General features: G+C 39.6%; 17 protein-coding genes. 13 read left to right on the top strand and 4 right to left on the bottom strand.

All coding sequences use genetic code 11. The features are described from left to right. The first annotated feature begins 102 nt into the window (after positions 1–102). From infC to pepF, 9 genes are all read left to right on the top strand, one after another. Positions 103–609, top strand: a complete 507-nt coding sequence (gene infC / locus HMPREF9703_RS07215) for a translation initiation factor IF-3 (RefSeq protein ID WP_004636729.1) — start codon at positions 103–105, stop codon at positions 607–609. Between the two features lie 26 nt (positions 610–635). Beyond that, positions 636–836, top strand: coding sequence for a 50S ribosomal protein L35 (gene rpmI, locus HMPREF9703_RS07210; RefSeq protein WP_004636728.1), 201 nt, complete (start codon positions 636–638; stop codon positions 834–836). 30 nt (positions 837–866) lie between these two features. Next, on the top strand, positions 867–1229 hold the full coding sequence (gene rplT / locus HMPREF9703_RS07205) for a 50S ribosomal protein L20 (protein WP_004636727.1): 363 nt from the start codon (positions 867–869) through the stop codon (positions 1227–1229). Between the two features lie 731 nt (positions 1230–1960). After that, complete coding sequence (locus HMPREF9703_RS08985) at positions 1961–2098, top strand: hypothetical protein (protein ID WP_004636725.1); 138 nt, start codon at positions 1961–1963, stop codon at positions 2096–2098. A 272-nt stretch (positions 2099–2370) separates the two neighbouring features. Beyond that, the gene (gene lplA / locus HMPREF9703_RS07200) at positions 2371–3390 is read left to right on the top strand and encodes a lipoate--protein ligase (RefSeq protein ID WP_004636724.1); all 1020 of its coding nucleotides are present in this window, start codon (positions 2371–2373) and stop codon (positions 3388–3390) included. 24 nt (positions 3391–3414) lie between these two features. Beyond that, the gene (locus HMPREF9703_RS07195) at positions 3415–3807 is read left to right on the top strand and encodes an ArsC/Spx/MgsR family protein (protein ID WP_004636723.1); all 393 of its coding nucleotides are present in this window, start codon (positions 3415–3417) and stop codon (positions 3805–3807) included. 102 nt (positions 3808–3909) lie between these two features. Further along, positions 3910–4554, top strand: a complete 645-nt coding sequence (locus tag HMPREF9703_RS07190; RefSeq protein ID WP_004636722.1) for an adaptor protein MecA — start codon at positions 3910–3912, stop codon at positions 4552–4554. A gap of 102 nt (positions 4555–4656) precedes the next feature. Next, the gene (locus HMPREF9703_RS08635; RefSeq protein WP_004636721.1) at positions 4657–5769 is read left to right on the top strand and encodes a competence protein CoiA; all 1113 of its coding nucleotides are present in this window, start codon (positions 4657–4659) and stop codon (positions 5767–5769) included. A gap of 85 nt (positions 5770–5854) precedes the next feature. Further along, positions 5855–7669, top strand: a complete 1815-nt coding sequence (gene pepF, locus HMPREF9703_RS07180) for an oligoendopeptidase F (RefSeq protein ID WP_004636720.1) — start codon at positions 5855–5857, stop codon at positions 7667–7669. 123 nt (positions 7670–7792) lie between these two features. Here pepF and HMPREF9703_RS07175 read toward each other — a convergent pair whose 3' ends face one another. Together HMPREF9703_RS07175 and HMPREF9703_RS07170 are read right to left on the bottom strand one after the other, a co-directional pair. Beyond that, a complete protein-coding gene (locus HMPREF9703_RS07175) occupies positions 7793–8419 on the bottom strand; it encodes a DsbA family protein (protein ID WP_004636719.1) in 627 nt (208 codons plus the stop codon). Between the two features lie 93 nt (positions 8420–8512). Next, entirely contained in the window at positions 8513–9100 is a 588-nt protein-coding gene (locus HMPREF9703_RS07170) for a CYTH domain-containing protein (protein WP_004636718.1), read from the bottom strand. 92 nt (positions 9101–9192) lie between these two features. Between HMPREF9703_RS07170 and HMPREF9703_RS07165 the strand changes: the two genes are divergently transcribed. Genes HMPREF9703_RS07165 through HMPREF9703_RS07155 form a run of 3 tightly spaced genes read left to right on the top strand, consistent with a single transcriptional unit; the run spans position 9193 to position 11525 of the window. Beyond that, positions 9193–9822, top strand: coding sequence for a GTP pyrophosphokinase (locus HMPREF9703_RS07165; RefSeq protein WP_004636717.1), 630 nt, complete (start codon positions 9193–9195; stop codon positions 9820–9822). Between the two features lies 1 nt (position 9823). Continuing rightward, positions 9824–10636, top strand: coding sequence for an NAD kinase (locus HMPREF9703_RS07160; protein WP_004636716.1), 813 nt, complete (start codon positions 9824–9826; stop codon positions 10634–10636). Further along, positions 10626–11525 carry an RluA family pseudouridine synthase gene (locus HMPREF9703_RS07155; RefSeq protein WP_004636715.1) on the top strand — a complete coding sequence of 300 codons (900 nt, stop codon included), beginning with the start codon at positions 10626–10628 and terminating at the stop codon, positions 11523–11525. The genes HMPREF9703_RS07160 and HMPREF9703_RS07155 overlap by 11 nt, the downstream gene beginning before the upstream one ends. A gap of 41 nt (positions 11526–11566) precedes the next feature. On the opposite strand, the gene HMPREF9703_RS07150 is transcribed toward HMPREF9703_RS07155, so the two are convergent. Together HMPREF9703_RS07150 and HMPREF9703_RS07145 are read right to left on the bottom strand one after the other, a co-directional pair. Further along, on the bottom strand, positions 11567–12019 hold the full coding sequence (locus HMPREF9703_RS07150) for a GNAT family N-acetyltransferase (protein ID WP_004636714.1): 453 nt from the start codon (positions 12017–12019) through the stop codon (positions 11567–11569). Then, positions 12012–12476, bottom strand: coding sequence for a GNAT family N-acetyltransferase (locus tag HMPREF9703_RS07145; protein WP_004636713.1), 465 nt, complete (start codon positions 12474–12476; stop codon positions 12012–12014). Before HMPREF9703_RS07145 ends, HMPREF9703_RS07150 begins: the two co-directional genes overlap by 8 nt. Positions 12477–12738: 262 nt before the next feature. On the opposite strand from HMPREF9703_RS07145, the gene HMPREF9703_RS07140 reads away from it, so the two are divergent. Then, positions 12739–14322, top strand: a complete 1584-nt coding sequence (locus HMPREF9703_RS07140; RefSeq protein ID WP_004636712.1) for a peptide chain release factor 3 — start codon at positions 12739–12741, stop codon at positions 14320–14322. Positions 14323–14351: the final 29 nt, after the last annotated feature.

The following is a 14351-nucleotide window of genomic DNA, read 5'->3' as shown; positions in this document are numbered from 1 at the left end:
GCTGTAGACTTTCTCCCTAACGGAACGGGATATCTATGTGGATAGAGATCCCGTTCTTTGTTATTCTCGCAAATACTTTGGAGGTGAAGGGTCATAAAAGAAATGATTATCAATGACCGTATTAAGGATAGTAAAGTACGGTTAATCGGACATGATGGAGAGCAAATTGGAGTTGTTTCACGTGAGAAAGCATTGGATGCTGCAGTGCGAGCTGAATTAGATCTTGTGCTAGTATCACCGAACGCGAACCCTGCTGTTGCTCGTATTATGGATTACGGTAAGTACAAATACGAACAACAGAAGAAAGAAAAGGAACAGCGTAAGAATCAGAAAACAATTGAAGTGAAAGAAATTAGATTTAGCCCTACAATTGATGATCACGATTTCAATACGAAATTGCGTCAAGGCCGTAAATTCTTAGAAAAAGATGGCGACAAAGTGAAAGCGACAATTCGCTTCCGCGGACGTGCCATTACTCACAAAGATATCGGTCGTGAAGTCTTGGAACGCTTTGCTGAAGAGACAAAAGACGTTGGAGACATTGAACAGAAACCAAAGATGGATGGGCGTAGTATGTTCTTAATGATGGCTCCTAAAAGTGATAAATAAACGCAATATCTAGGAGGAAATAAATTATGCCAAAAATGAAAACACACAAAGGTAGTCAAAAACGATTTAAACGTACAGGATCTGGAAAATTAAAACGTTCTCGTGCGAAAACAAGTCACTTGTTCGCAAACAAAACACAAAAGCAAAAACGTCAATTGCGTAAATCAAAACTTGTATCGAAGGGCGATTACAAACGTATTAAGCAACAAGTCACTTACATGAAATAATAATTGAATAAGTAGCAAGGAGAGAGATCAATGGCAAGAGTAAAAGGTGGAACAGTCACATTAAAACGCCGTAAGCGCGTATTGAAATTAGCAAAAGGATACTTCGGCGCGAAGCATAAATTATTCAAAGTTGCTAAACAGCAAGTTATGAAGTCATACATGTATGCATACCGCGACCGTAAACAAAACAAACGTAACTTCCGTAAATTATGGATTACACGAATTAACGCGGCAGCACGTCAACATGGCTTAAGCTACTCTAAATTTATGCACGGTTTGAAATTAGCAAACATCGATTTAAACCGTAAAGTACTTGCTGACTTGGCAGTTAACGATGCGGAGTCATTTGAGTCATTAGCTAACCAAGCACAAGAAGCATTAAATAACCAATAATATTTTTTGGCCCCTAACATTTAGTGTTGGGGGTGTTGAAATCAACCGATAAGTAACAAAATTAATCGTTCAGTTTTATCTAGTCAATGACATTTCAATGACATTGATGAATAGATAAAATTTGAACGGTTTTTTATTAGAGTAAATATCTCATCAACGATTTTATGTATCAAAGTATTTTTCATTACTTATGTACTATATGTTGAAAATTAACTAATATACACAACATCGACAGACCAAATCTTTTCATGAAAGGATTGGATCTGTCGATGTTGATGTTTGGGTAGTTGCAATTCCTATCGCACCAACACCAAATATTGTAAAACTAAGAAATCTTCCAGCTCATCATTTAGTTACTTTTAAAGCTAAGTTCAATTAAAACTAAGTTCAATTAAAGCTAAGTTCAATTTTAATTTTGAATCGGAAGTCTCCAATACTATAGTTTATTTTTCTCTTAATGATTCTCATAGCCGTCAACGCCTTTCTGTAAATTTCAAAATAATAATCACATTATTTTGATGTATTTATTGTACTAAAATTTGAAATAAAGTACAATAAAGATGAAAAAAAGAGGTAATTTCAATGAATAATATATTTAGATTAAAGAAAGAACTCATAGGGAATTTAACTGATACGCATATTGAAATTTTTTGTAATAAGCGAGTGTTAACGACAGAAAATGATAGAAAAGTGTTTAATTTTCTTACATTTCATCAGCAGGAGGCAAGCGGATGTTAAAGTATATAAAAAAGCAATGGAAAGAAGGTTTGGCGCTCTATTTTGTTATTCTCATAGCTACTATAGCTAAAGTTGCAACGGGTATACTAACTGTTTATGCATTTGATGCACTTGTTCAAATGGATTATTGAGAAATCCACATATTATTTTATTAGATGAAACAACCAGCAATCTTGATGAAAAAATGGCGCTTGAAATTGAGGAAACACTGCTGATAAATCTGGATCTAACCGTTATTATGATCACGCATCATCTCCATTCATCAGTAGAAGAGCATCTTGAAGATATTATTAATTTCTAAAACTTTCAAGAAAAAAATTAAATTACCTAACAAATCATCAGATGTGTGGTATACTTTAGGTGAGTGTCTGATAGACTAAATGATCATGAAAGGAACGATTCGATGTATTATGTAAAAAATGAGCGCAATGGAGAAGAAATTCATGATGCAGCCTTAAACTTAGCAATTGAATACTATTTATTGAATGAAGTAAAGCTCGATGAACCAGTTTTACTCTTCTATATTAATGATAACTCTATTATTGTAGGTAAAAACCAAAATACGTATGAAGAGGTCAATACGACTTATGTGGAAGAGAATGGCGTGAAAGTGGTACGTCGCTTCAGCGGGGGTGGAGCAGTTTATCATGACCTAGGTGTCTTGAACTTTTGCTTCATAACCGAAGATGATGGGCAGTCATTCCGTAACTTCCAAAAATTTACGGAACCGGTTATTAAATCCTTGCATAAGATGGGGGCAGATGGTGCCAAACTACAAGGACGCAATGATTTAATTATTGATGACAAAAAATTCTCTGGGAATGCGATGTATACGAAAAATGGGCGCATGACAGCTCATGGATCGATTCTATTCGACTCTGAAATCGAAGCAGTTGTGGATGCTTTGCGACCTAAAAAACATAAACTAGAATCCAAAGGTATCAAATCTATTCGTAGTCGAGTAACGAATATCAAACCCTACTTAGGTGATGAGTATCAAGGGATAAATACGAAAGATTTCCGCCAACGACTGCTATTGGATCTGTTCGAAGTAGATGATCAATCTGAAGTGAAAGAGTATCAGTTAACTGACGAAGATTGGACACATATTGAAGCATTTGCGGCGAAGTATACGGACAACTGGGACTGGAATTATGGTTCTTCTCCCGACTTTGAACTTGAACGGAGTGAACGTCTAAGTTGTGGGACGGTTGAAGTGAAGCTCGATATTGACCACGGTGAAATTAGTGATCTGAAGATTTATGGTGATTTCTTCGGTATGGGCGAAATTGCTGATGTCGAAGAGCAGTTGATCGGCATAAAATATGAGACTGAAAGCATAAAGTCAGTACTTGAAACGATTGATCTCGATAAATACTTCGGAAATGTGACAGTCGATGAATTAATTGAATTAATTTACTAAGATAGTCGATAAGGGGCGGATTTAATGATTACTATTTTTACCAATCCGATATCCATTGAGTCATTGAAAGCGAAAGAATGGCTAGATGAAAGTGATATCCCTTATGTTGAGCGCGAATATTTTGATGAATTAGTCACCTTGGATGAGATTAAGCAAATGATGACCTTAACGGAATTAGGGGCGGAAGATCTGATTGCGCCAGAATACTTATCATTGGTGAAAGGGACTGTCGCTAATGAGACCGTCTCTTTGTCAGAACTCATTGATTTTATTCAAGAAGAACCTCGGTTGTTAAAAAATCCCATTATATTTGATGATAAGCGACTAATGACGGGATTTAATGAAGATGAAATTCAAAAATTTATTCCGAAAGAAATTTTGTCGATTGAAGAATTGGATTATTTTACTGAAGAATAATGTGTTGTATGAAGTTGTATATGATTTGTCAGGAGTTGTTTTTTTGACTATAATGAATGAAATATGTCTAACGATAATAGGTAAGAAGGAGGTGTCTCAGTAATGGAAATAGAGCATATTAATGAAGATACGATACGGGTGAAGATCGATAATGAGGATTTACTCGAGCGTGGAGTTACTTTTTTGGATTTACTGGGGAATCAACAACAAATTGAACAGTTTTTCCACAGTATTTTGGATGAAGTGGATATTGATGATTCATTCAAAGACTCAGATGCGCTGACATTTCAAGTCATGCCCAAAAATAACGGAATGGAGCTCTTTATTACGAAAGGAGCTCAGATGACCGATGATTTGATTGAATACTTGGACGATACAGTGATGAAAGAGCTTGAGGTCAGTCAACAGAAAAAGATTAAAGTAGCAGATAGCGATGAAGAAGAGTCGTTAGAAGAGTTTGTCTTGATGTTTGACAATATCGAACAAGCCATTATGTTAGCTCAAGATATTGACTTGGAGTATCTCGAGGCGACGCTTTACCGCGAAGCGACGAATTATTACTTGAGTTTGCGCTTCAATGATCATGGCAGTGAGCTAACTGAGACATACAAGCATCTCTTGCGAGCTAAAGCTTTGGAATTCGCACAACTCAGCCAAGTATCCAGCGATGTGGTTGCGGAGTACGCCGAGCCTATTATTGAACAAAATGCCTTAAATGTCTTGTTAGAGCATTTTAAATCAGAATAATGTGCACGAAGAGTCTATCCTCTCTATGAGGATAGGCTTTTTTAATTTAGAAAGTGAATACCAGAAAGTATGGTGTATTTATAAGGTAGAGAGGGTGAGTTGATGTTAATGGCAATGGATGAACAGAAGGAACTGATGATGGCCCTTGAAGTGCCACTGAACCATTCGAAGACTTATTATTGTCCGGGGTGTCAGGAGGCTGTGTTTTTAAAAAAGGGGACGCATAAAATGGCTCATTTTAGCCATTATCCGGGAAGTAATTGTCAGCAATTTTCAGAAGGGGAGACGCTTGAGCATGTCCAAGGAAAATTATGGCTCTATCAACTGTTCAGCCGGTCCTTCGCCAAAGTGGAGCTCGAACCGTATTTGCCCGAGTTGCAACAGCGACCGGATTTATTATTGCCTGATCAACGTCTAGCTATTGAGTTTCAATGTAGTCCGATTCCGGTTGACTTAGTTGCTAAACGGACAGCGGGCTATCAGAAGCATCATTATCGTGTGATATGGATTGCCGGTAGTCCGGTAATGGCAAGTAAATCATTAACAGCTTTGCAAAAATCATTGTTATTCAGCCATCAAGAGAGCCCTCCTAAATTATTGTATTTAAATATACACGCTAACCATGCTGGGCTGGCCACTCCACGTATGCGACAATTATTCACGACACAGATAGCTACTGATGCGGTTGAGATATTTGCTGATTGGTTGCAGCTGTCAGTATCTACGGAGCAACGATCAGAATTAGAGAAACGACAGATTAAGTATTGGCATCAGCAATTAGAACGAGAAGCATTTTATCGTAATCAATCGCTATTGCCCTTCTTGCAATTATTGTATGAAGATCGCGAGTCATTGATTTCGATACCGAGAGAATTATATCAACCATTAGCTTCAGATTGGATGATTCGAACACATGACTTCGAGTGGCGTTATCGCTTATTGAAGTGGGTAGAATCTTTGGCGACATATCACGTTATTACCCCTAAACGACTGGCTAAATGGCTTAGTAAGCAAGTGCAAGCAGAGCATATTGTTTATTATCGATTGCCAACATTAGATCAATCGATTAAGATAACCCCACTGATGGAATTTTTGGATGAATTAGTATCTTCTGGTGTGTTAAAAAAGCAAGGGGCTATTGGTTATTGCCGGCGTGGTCAAGCCAAACGCTTCAATTCCTTAGAAGAGAAGTTTACTGCGGCTCATCGGGAATAACGAATGACGTGTGGTGAAATTCGTCTTTTTAGGAAAATAAATTGTTTTGTGATATCATAAGAGATAAATAAGATGGAGGGGTTATATGTCAGACACAAAACAATTACCAAAACGTCATGAAGTAGAAGAAGCAAAAACATGGGACTTAACAACTATTTATGAAAGTGATGAAGCTTGGGAACGAGATTTTGAAGCGATTGATGACTTGAAAGATAAGTTTGTCAACTTCCAAGGTACTTTGGGTGACGGGGCCGATAATTTTCTAGCAGCATTTGAGACATTATTGGATCTGAATCGTAAGTTGAGTAAACTCTTTGTATACTCACACTTAAAAAGTGATCAAGATACTGAAAATTCAACGTATCAGACCCTTAATGACCGCGCACGCTTGAAATATGCTGAAGTTGCAGAAGCACGGTCTTGGTTTACACCAGAATTGCTATCACTCTCACAGGAGACGATTGATCAGTACTTTGCTGAAGCAGAAGGGCTGCAACCTTACAAACATGAAATTGAAACAATTTTAGCTGATCGAGATCATGTCTTAAGTGCTGAGAAAGAAGCGTTATTGGCTGGGGCTAGCGATATCTTATCATCTGGAAGCCAAACCTTCTCGATGTTAAATAATGCCGATATTGAATTTCCAACAGTGACGAATGAAGAAGGCGAGAAAGTCCAATTATCACACGGTTTATACGGAGAGTTGATTCAGAGTACGGATCGATCAGTACGCCAGGAAGCCTTCAAGAAAATGTATGAAGTCTACAAAGGCTTAAATAATACATTCGCGGCAACGCTTCAGAGCGATGTGAAGAAAAATAATTATTTAGCACGTGTGCACCATTACGATTCAGCGCGCCATCAAGCGTTATCGAACAATCACATTCCAGAGAGCGTGCATGATACCTTGTTAGAAGTGGTGAATGAGAACTTACCACTCTTACACCGTTATATGGCGTTACGTAAGGAATTACTGGGTCTTGATGAGTTGCATATGTATGATTTATACCCACCGATTACGGGGGATGATAGCTTAGAGTACTCATTTGAAGAAGCAAAAGAGGCAACATACAAAGGGTTAAGTGTATTGGGTGATGAGTACAAAGCGATTTTAGATAAGGCATTCAATGAGCGTTGGATTGATGTGGTTGAGAATAAAGGGAAGCGCAGTGGAGCGTATTCATCAGGAATGTATGATACGAATCCGTTTATCTTGCTGAACTGGCATGATTCTTTAAATCACTTGTACACCTTAGTGCATGAATTAGGCCATAGTGCGCACAGTTACTTCACGCGCAACAATCAGCCGTATGTGTATGGGGACTATTCGATCTTCTTAGCTGAGATCGCCAGCACTACAAACGAGAATCTATTAACAGATTATCTCTTGAAAAAAGCTGACTCACCTGAAGAGAAAGCTCTCATTCTAAGCCAATACTTAGATGGATTCAAGGGAACAGTCTTCCGTCAGACACAATTTGCTGAATTCGAGCACAAGATTCACACCGCAGCGCAAGAGAAACAACCATTGACTGCTGATTTCTTAAATAAAACCTATGCAGAGATTAATGATAAGTTTTATGGCGATGTTGTAGTTAATGATGAAGAGATCCAATATGAATGGTCGCGTATTCCGCACTTCTATATGGGTTACTATGTATATCAATACTCAACTGGTTTCTGTGCAGCTACGGCGTTAGCGGACAAAATCTTAAATGAAGAAGAAGGTGCGCTAGATGCGTACTTAGGTTACTTGAAATCCGGTAGTAGCGATTATCCGATCGAAGTGATGAAAAAAGCTGGTCTCGACATGACGAACAAAGATTACTTGCAACGAGCTATGGATGTCTTCGAACAACGCTTGAACCAGCTAGAGGAAGTTGTTAAAGAAATTAAATAATTAGTTCACATTGAAATAAAATATTTTAGCCCTATCCTTCACACTGCATATGGTGTAAGGGATAGGGCTATTTGTTATGGATAATGTATCAAAAAAAAACAGTCATTCGTTGATGACTGTTTTTTATAAGATTTGAAAGAAAGGATGCTGATTAAATTGTTGGGTAGTTAAGTTATCAAAGGTATCTCCACAGACTTGGTGCAAGGTTTCTTTCGACAGGTGGTGCGACATTTTGATAGCTTTATTGCTACTATTACATTGATATAAGACACAAGTTGGCGTGGAGGTGATTTGCATTTTTTGGGCTAAGTGTTGATCTCTCGTATAAGCTTTTTTAGCTAAGTTTGAGTATAAGTCCTCTTGAAACATCGTCAGATCAAGGTTTACTTGCTGAGCAACCTCTATAATAAGTGCTTCTGAAAAAGAATCCCCTTCTTCAAACAAACGAGATTGAAGTGTCATTAAAAATTGCATGCCACGTTTTTTGCCTTGCATGGTGGCAGCTTGAACAGCTAGACTGGCTATGAAGTCAGCATTGAAGATTTGATTGTCATCACGCTGCATTTTCTTCAAATAAGCATAGTGCAGTTGACGCAGTGAATTTTGGCTAAGTACACTGGTCACGAAGCGAATATTCACTTTTTCGGTACGCTCTTGGGCGAATTCGATAATCATCTGATTAGCTTTAAAACACTCAGGATCGAGAGGATTAATGAAGACGAAGAGTTCAATCATCTGTCTGAATACCATAGTGAGTCCTTTCTAGTTCGTCATATATTTCTTGAAGTAAACTAATCTTATCAAAGATTGTGACAAATGCCTAATGATATGCACTTAACTGATTCATGATTGAAGTGCTTGTTGGGCCCGCCTAATTTTATTCGGGGTTTGACGATGGGGAATATTGCATTGTTGTAAGATCGCTTGAAATAGCTCTAGACCATCTGTTTCCATTGTTGATTCAACCTCTAATTCGAAATCTTCCTGCGTACCATACCAACTATGATCGAGGACAATCGTACCTTGGGGAACCTGTTTTTCACGGCGCGTGGTTGTTAATTCAGCGAATAGCGTGAGCGACTCGCTCTGCTCTAAGCCAATTTTTTGAAGCTCTTGTACAATTTCTGCTGTGGGTTCAATGGTTTGTTGTTGAATGAATGACTGAGCTTGCTCCATAGTAAGTTGAGTAGTTGTTTCCAATAATTGTCCCTCTTTAGGTGTTTTTAAAGTCATCTCAGCATAGGATTGATCGGGTCGCGTACGAATACGCAAGGCGGAGTGATGAGCTTTTAATTGAAAATCGGTTGTGTCAAAATAGTAATTGGTCTGCGTGAACTGATTCTCGTGATTAAGCTGGAACTCAGTCATTATTTGGTCATATTCTGTTTTGGTCAGCAAATTTTTATATTCAATCTCAAGTTCTTGTGACATAATAATCTCCTTTTATTAGGTTTTCGTCATATCTATGATACAATAAGAAGTGGTTACTCGTAAAGAAACAGACATAATAATGAGGAGTTTATATGGAACGTAACTGGGATAAGACGCTATATCCGTATGAATTAGCGCTAAAAGAATTAAAAGTAAAATTAAGAGGTATACGTGGCATGTACCGTCTTAGAAATCGGCCAAGTCCTATTGAATTCGTAACAGGTCGACTGAAACCAATCGAGAGTATTATCGATAAGGCGCAGCGTCGCCACATGTCGTTAGATCAATTGGAGTCAGAGATGGAAGATATTGTCGGTTTGCGTATTATGTGTCCGTTCGTTGAGGATATTTATGAAGTCGTTGATTTGATTGATCAACGCGAAGATTTGACAATTATTGAAGAACGGGACTACATTACACATAAGAAAAAAAGTGGGTACCGGTCGTATCATTTGATTTGCCGTTATCCTGTTGAATTAGTAGAAGGACGACGATTTGTGTTAGTTGAAATTCAAGTCCGTACGTTGGCGATGAATTTTTGGGCATCGATTGAACATTCGCTTCACTATAAAAAAGATGATCAATATTATCCAGAAGATATTGCTGAGCGATTGCAATCAGTCGCGGAGTCTGTTTTTTTGTTAGATGAAGAGATGTCACAGTTAAGACGGGAGATTAGAGAAATTGATGCCCAACACCATTTAGAAGAGGAGTCGCGATAAGATGCGTATAAAATTGACCCATAATTATTCAAAGAAATCTCTTGCTGTATTTACGAAACTTAAAGAACTTTTGTTAGCAGAAGACTTTCAGTTAGTGGATGAACAGCCTGATATTATTATAACGGTCGGAGGCGACGGCACGTTACTGTCTGCGTTTGAGAAGCATCAAGATTTGATTGATTCAGTTCGATTTATTGGTTTACATACGGGACATTTAGGATTTTATACGGATTGGCGCGAGTATGATTTAGAGCGACTCATAGAAGGCCTGAAAAAAGATACAGGCGAATATATTGAATATCCATTGTTAGATGTGACGGTTTTTTGTACGCAAGGGCAAGAGCCACGTCATTATTTGGCTCTGAATGAGTCAACGATTAAGCGGCATGATAGTACGTTGGTTTGTGATGTGGGCATTCGAGATGAGTTGTTTGAACGATTTCGTGGCGATGGCCTATGTGTCTCGACGCCGACAGGATCAACTGGTTTAAATAAATCGTTAGGCGGGGCGGTCTTGCATCCCCGACTAAAAGCACTTCAACTCACAGAGATGGCTTCGTTAAATAACCGTGTATTTCGAACACTGAGCTCGCCACTGGTTATTGCCCCGGATGAGTGGATTAATTTGAAGCCGATTAATACGGATAGTTTTATGTTGTCAATTGATCAGAATGTGTATCATGAGCATCACGTGAAGTCAGTGCAGTATCGTATTTCTGATAAGACGATTCGTTTTGCGCGGTATGAGCATACGCACTTCTGGGATCGGGTGGAGGATGCTTTTTTAGGAGCGAAGAAGCGACATGAGAGTTAAGTGGACGGTTGGTAGTCATCACCCCAAATTATTGCGTGAGTTTTTGCGAAAGCAAGGGGTGTCACGTAAGTTATTGGCTAAGCTGAAATTCGAGGGAGAGATTTGGTTAAATGATGATCCGGTTAGGGTGACGGTGCCGATCAATGAAGGGGATCAGGTTATTATTGAGATTCCACCTGAGTTGCGTAATGAGCAAGTTGTCTTGTCAGATAAACCGCTCGATATTCTGTACGAAGATGAGGCGCTATTAGTGGTGAATAAACCGTGTGGTGTGGCCTCGGTGCCGTCTCCTGAACATCGCGAAGATACGATGGTGAATCGGGTGGCTGCCTATATCAGCAACAAGGCTTATCCTCATCAAGCGGTGCATGTCGTGACGCGTTTAGACCGAGAGACGTCCGGGGTGATGCTGTTTGCGAAGAATGGCTTTATTCATGCCTTGATGGACCAGCAATTGCGCAAGCGGACGCTCGATAAGTTATACGTAGCCGTTGTTGAGGGACAAGTTACTCCTGATTATGGAATATTGACTTTTCCAATTGGGCGGAGCCAAGAGTCGATTATTGAACGGATAGTGGATGATTCGGATGCAGGCAAGCCGGCGAAGACAGAATATTGGGTACGCGAGGTGCGTAAGCACTTATCGGTTGTTGATGTAAAATTATGGACAGGGCGAACACATCAAATTCGGGTCCACTTTGCACATATTGGTCACCCATTAGTTGGCGATGATTTGTACGGAGGACATCTAAAATTGTTGCAACGACACGCTTTGCATTGTCGGAAGTTGACGTTGGCGCATCCTCTAACAGGCCAGTCTTTGCATATAGTGGCAGATTTGCCGAATGATTTGCAGTCACTTATTCATAAAAACAATCAAAAATACTAGATTAGCTCAGTAGCTAATCTAGTATTTTTTAGACTGTCTCGTTAGAGTGTGTAGTCGGATAATGTCTTGCGCATGGTGTGATGTGGGATGCCGGCCTCTAAGAAGACATCGCCAATAATCTCGTAATCCAATGATTCATAGAAGCCAATTGCCGTATTCTGAGCATTGAGTACAAGTGAGCGTACATCTTGTTCGAGCGCAAAGTCTTCGATATAGAGCATTAATTGCTTACCGAATCCATGTTTGCGCCAATCTGCTAAGACAGCTACGCGTTGGACTTTATAAGTTTTGCCCAATTCTTTATCGATTAAACGAGCAACGACTACGGGTTCGCCTTCTTGGTAGCCAACAATATGGCGAGCTTGAGCTTCCATATCGTCCACTTCAATCGATTCGGGAACACCTTGTCCATCAATAAAGACACGACGTCGAATCATTAAGGCATCAGCATAAATTGGACTCGTCAAGTCTTGGGTCATCTTAAACTCAAGCATTGGTGGGATCCTCGCGTAAGATCTTATGCATCGTATGGTGTGGGCGCCCGTACTCGAAGAACCCTGGACTAGCAATCGTGTAGCCTAATTTTTCATAAAAAATAAGGGCTGCATCTTGAGCATCCAGAACTAATTCTTGCACGCCTCTTTCGCGAGCGAATGACTCAATAAAGTGAAAGAGTTCTTCCCCTAATCCTTGGCCGCGCCCCTCTTCAACGGTTGCAACGCGTTCAATTAAGTAAGTTTGTCCATCTTTTGTTGGTAGAAGTCGTGCAGTGGTTAATGGATGATCGTCAATATATCCGACGACATGAATATGCTCATAGCCACGTTCTATATCGTCCGCCTCCTCATTCTCTTCAAATCCTTGTTCTTGTACAAAAACAAGACTACGAATATGAGCGGCTTCCTTAAATACTGAATCATGAATATCGGTTGTTGTTTTAAATGTTGCCATCAAATTCCTCCTATCGCTAAAAATATAGCATGTCTATCTTTATTAGTCAAGATATTTCAGCGGTAAAAACCGTTATAAACTGAGCATAAATAATTAAGTGCTGGACCCGATTTCTTCTTGTTTGACGGCCAGAGGGATAAATAGTTACAGTTGTCTCAGTGATTTTTGTCAGGCTGCAAGTGACGAAGGTGGTGGTATTGTTGAGCGGTTATGGTATAATAGGCATACTGTCAATAGATATTCAAGTAGTGAGGGAGTTTTTATGGGAGAGACATCTTTAAAACAAACAGTTGATAAACGACGAACATTTGCAATTATTTCACACCCGGATGCTGGGAAAACAACAATTACGGAGCAGATGCTATTATTCGGTGGGGCGATCAGACAAGCGGGAACCGTTAAAGCCAAAAAAAGTGGTAAATTTGCGACATCTGACTGGATGGAAATTGAAAAACAACGTGGAATTTCTGTAACCAGTTCCGTTATGCAGTTCGATTACGAAGGAAAACGTGTCAATATTCTTGACACACCAGGTCACCAAGATTTTTCAGAAGATACATATCGTACGTTGATGGCAGTGGATGCGGCTGTGATGGTGATTGATAGTACTAAAGGGATCGAAGCACAGACCAAAAAATTATTTAAAGTCTGTCGTATGCGAGGTATTCCAATTTTTACCTTTATGAATAAGTTAGACCGTGATGGGCGTACGCCACTAGAATTGGTAGAAGAGCTGGAGAATGTCTTAGGCATTGATGCGTATGCGATGAATTGGCCGATGGGGTCAGGACGGACGTTGCTAGGGATTTATGATTTGCACAATAATCGGATCGAAGTGGCTCATCCTGACCGTGATAATCATGGGGAGCGACTTATTGCGGTAGATGATGCAGGTGAAATCGCCGGTGATCATCCGTTCAAGGAAGAGAGTGTCTATAGTGAAGCACTGGAAGAAGTGGAGTTACTTAAAATAGCCGGGAACACCTTTTCAGAAGAAGCGGTACGTGCCGGTGAGTTGACACCTGTTTTCTTCGGCTCAGCATTAACCAACTTCGGGGTCCAAACATTCCTAGAAGCATTCTTAAAATTAGCGCCAAGTCCAACAAGTGTAGCAGACAAATCAGGTCGTGAAGTTACGCCAACTGAGGACCAATTTAGTGGTTTTGTTTTCAAGATTCAGGCCAATATGGATCCAAATCACCGCGACCGCATTGCCTTTTTACGTATTGTTTCCGGCGAGTTTGAGCGTGGGATGGATGTCCAACTACCAAGATTGAATAAAAAAATTCGACTCAATAATTCAACTAATTTTATGGCGGAAGACCGTCAGACTGTTGAAACGGCTGTAGCAGGGGACATTATCGGTCTCTATGATACAGGGACTTACCAGATTGGGGACACCATTCATACCGGCAAAGAAACAATTGAATTTGAAGATCTGCCTCAGTTTACGCCTGAACTCTTTATGAAGATTCAGCCCAAAAATGTGATGAAGCAAAAATCATTCCATAAAGGCTTGCAGCAATTAGTGCAAGAAGGAGCGATTCAGGTATATCGCCTCCATCACTCTAATGATTATATTGTCGGAGCAGTTGGTCAGTTGCAGTTCGAAGTCTTGAAGACACGTATGCAGCAGGAATATAATTCTGATATTGATATGACGCCAATTGGTAATCGAATTGCGCGATGGATTGCTCCCGAACAGTTGGATCCAAAGATGAGTTCAAGCCGTAATACATTAGTGTATGACCGTTTTGATCAACCGTTATTCCTATTTGAGAACGAGTTTGCTGAGCGCTGGTTCTCAGACAAATATCCAGAAGTAGAGCTAACTTCACTGCTCTAAGATATCTTTTATGAGCTTTGATTATGAAA

The sequence above is a fragment of the Dolosigranulum pigrum ATCC 51524 genome (genome assembly GCF_000245815.1).
In the GTDB taxonomy this organism is placed as follows: domain Bacteria; phylum Bacillota; class Bacilli; order Lactobacillales; family Carnobacteriaceae_A; genus Dolosigranulum; species Dolosigranulum pigrum.
The sequence above is the reverse complement of the archived record's forward strand: the minus strand, read 5'-3'. Positions and strand labels throughout refer to the sequence as shown.

Coding starts and splice junctions, on each gene's coding strand:
- HMPREF9703_RS07160 (WP_004636716.1), top strand. CDS start 9,824: ATGCGTATAAAATTGACCCATAATTATTCAAAGAAATCTCTTGCTGTA.
- pepF (WP_004636720.1), top strand. CDS start 5,855: ATGTCAGACACAAAACAATTACCAAAACGTCATGAAGTAGAAGAAGCA.
- HMPREF9703_RS07150 (WP_004636714.1), bottom strand. CDS start 12,019: ATGCTTGAGTTTAAGATGACCCAAGACTTGACGAGTCCAATTTATGCT.
- HMPREF9703_RS07175 (WP_004636719.1), bottom strand. CDS start 8,419: ATGGTATTCAGACAGATGATTGAACTCTTCGTCTTCATTAATCCTCTC.
- rplT (WP_004636727.1), top strand. CDS start 867: ATGGCAAGAGTAAAAGGTGGAACAGTCACATTAAAACGCCGTAAGCGC.
- HMPREF9703_RS07145 (WP_004636713.1), bottom strand. CDS start 12,476: ATGGCAACATTTAAAACAACAACCGATATTCATGATTCAGTATTTAAG.
- HMPREF9703_RS07155 (WP_004636715.1), top strand. CDS start 10,626: ATGAGAGTTAAGTGGACGGTTGGTAGTCATCACCCCAAATTATTGCGT.
- HMPREF9703_RS07170 (WP_004636718.1), bottom strand. CDS start 9,100: ATGTCACAAGAACTTGAGATTGAATATAAAAATTTGCTGACCAAAACA.
- HMPREF9703_RS08635 (WP_004636721.1), top strand. CDS start 4,657: ATGTTAATGGCAATGGATGAACAGAAGGAACTGATGATGGCCCTTGAA.
- lplA (WP_004636724.1), top strand. CDS start 2,371: ATGTATTATGTAAAAAATGAGCGCAATGGAGAAGAAATTCATGATGCA.
- HMPREF9703_RS07190 (WP_004636722.1), top strand. CDS start 3,910: ATGGAAATAGAGCATATTAATGAAGATACGATACGGGTGAAGATCGAT.
- HMPREF9703_RS07140 (WP_004636712.1), top strand. CDS start 12,739: ATGGGAGAGACATCTTTAAAACAAACAGTTGATAAACGACGAACATTT.
- HMPREF9703_RS07165 (WP_004636717.1), top strand. CDS start 9,193: ATGGAACGTAACTGGGATAAGACGCTATATCCGTATGAATTAGCGCTA.
- infC (WP_004636729.1), top strand. CDS start 103: ATGATTATCAATGACCGTATTAAGGATAGTAAAGTACGGTTAATCGGA.
- rpmI (WP_004636728.1), top strand. CDS start 636: ATGCCAAAAATGAAAACACACAAAGGTAGTCAAAAACGATTTAAACGT.
- HMPREF9703_RS08985 (WP_004636725.1), top strand. CDS start 1,961: ATGTTAAAGTATATAAAAAAGCAATGGAAAGAAGGTTTGGCGCTCTAT.
- HMPREF9703_RS07195 (WP_004636723.1), top strand. CDS start 3,415: ATGATTACTATTTTTACCAATCCGATATCCATTGAGTCATTGAAAGCG.